Here is a 1,106-nt window from a genome sequence, read left to right as displayed (position 1 = left end):
TTTCCGAGGCGGGTCTCCCCTATGGGGGTGAAGAAGAGGGGTAGCATCAGACCGATGTGGTCTTTCAGCGACTCGACCAGCTCCGTCGTAGCCACCACGTCCTCTTCGGTCTCGCCCGGCAGACCCAGGACGAGGCTTGCCACCGGAAGCCAGGACCGGTCACTGAATAGGCCGTAGCACTCCCTCACCATCTCGGGCCAGATCTCTCGGGGCGCTGGGCTGGTCTTGTTCTTCATGTGCTTTGCAAGGAGCTTGCTGCTCCCGGTCTCGATCCCGATCCAGGCCGACATGTACTTCTGGTCGATCCCGATCCCCACGATCTCGGAGATCTCCACCAGCAGGTCCTGGCTGTGGTAGACCGAGGCGAGGCTCATGTGGGATACGTCGACGGTCCGAGGGCCCAGCTCTTTCACCCGCCGAAAGAGGTCGAGCAGCATCTCTCTGTTGGGCTCTGCTCCCATCGACCCGTACTGGAAGGCATCCTCGGAGTGGAGGATCAGGTCGGTTTGTCCCGCCCCGATGTTCACCTCGGCGTCTTTCAGTATCTTGGAGACGGGCCGATGCCGGGGCCTACGCATGGTGGGCGAGCAGAAGGAGCAGCCTCTCCAGCAGCCTCGCCCGATCTCGACGATACCCCCGACGGTGGCCCCCCTGTTCACCGGTATCTCCTCACCGGGGACGATCTCGCCTTCGATCTCCCCCGGTACGTCCTCTCCGGCCACGATACCTCTGCAGACCTGTGGGAAGGTCCTCTCTCCCTCGCCGAGGTAGATGAGGTCGACCCCAGCATCCTCGCCCCTGAGCTCCCAGGAGCCGTTCCCGCCGATGACCACCGTGGGCCGGTGCTCTCTGATCAGGGGGTGGCCCAAAAGCTCCAGAAACTTGGTCCTGTTGTAGGGTGCGCCCTTCCCTATCATCTCCTCGATCTCCCGGATGGCGATCTTGCCCATGGGGTCGTCGTGGGTTATCCCCACGATCTCGGTATTGGGTCCGATCGCCTTATCGAGGTGGTCAGGATGAGCGACGATCACTTCGTCCCGGGAAAACCCTGCCTCCAGGAGGGCGGCCTCGACTTTCCTCATGCCGCAGGGAGCGAGTATGGCCGA

The 1,106-nt window shown here is 62.8% G+C and carries 1 protein-coding gene; it reads right to left on the bottom strand.

Annotated elements, in window-relative coordinates; translation table 11 throughout:
- Positions 1–974 (bottom strand): B12-binding domain-containing radical SAM protein (locus tag ACP5EL_RS10235; protein ID WP_428402409.1); only part of this gene is annotated, 974 nt, incomplete at its 3' end.
- Positions 975–1,106: the final 132 nt, after the last annotated feature.

The sequence above is a fragment of the Methanocrinis sp. genome (genome assembly GCF_049974945.1).
Lineage (GTDB): Archaea > Halobacteriota > Methanosarcinia > Methanotrichales > Methanotrichaceae > Methanocrinis.
This window is presented reverse-complemented; position numbering and strand designations above follow the sequence as displayed.